1 protein-coding gene is annotated in these 400 nt (G+C 66.2%); it reads left to right on the forward strand.

The features are described 5' to 3' along the window. Nucleotides 1–400: aldehyde dehydrogenase family protein (locus tag ACLJNW_RS23370; RefSeq protein ID WP_410961108.1), on the forward strand; the 400-nt coding region annotated here is incomplete at both ends.

Below are 400 nucleotides of genomic sequence, written 5' to 3' on the forward strand. Positions count from 1 at the left end.
GACGACGCCCGCGAGAAGGGCGCGACCCTCGTCCCGCTGTTCGCCGAAGGCCAGCAACGGCGCCTGCCGCAGACGCTGCTTCTGAACGTCAGCGACGACATGAAAGTGATGCAGGAGGAAATCTTCGGCCCGCTGCTGCCGGTGATCCCCTACGAGCGCCTGGAAGACGCCCTGGCCTACGTCAACCAGCGCCCGCGACCGCTGGCCCTGTACTACTTCGGCTACGACAAGGCGCAGCAGCAGCGCGTGCTGCACGAGACCCACTCAGGCGGTGTGTGTCTGAACGACACCCTGCTGCATGTCGCCCAGGACGACATCCCGTTCGGTGGCGTCGGTCCCTCCGGCATGGGCCACTACCATGGCCACGAAGGCTTCCTCACCTTCAGCAAGGCCAAGGGCG

Source organism: Salmonella sp. SAL4457 (assembly GCF_046548235.1).
Lineage (GTDB): Bacteria > Pseudomonadota > Gammaproteobacteria > Enterobacterales > Enterobacteriaceae > Salmonella > Salmonella enterica.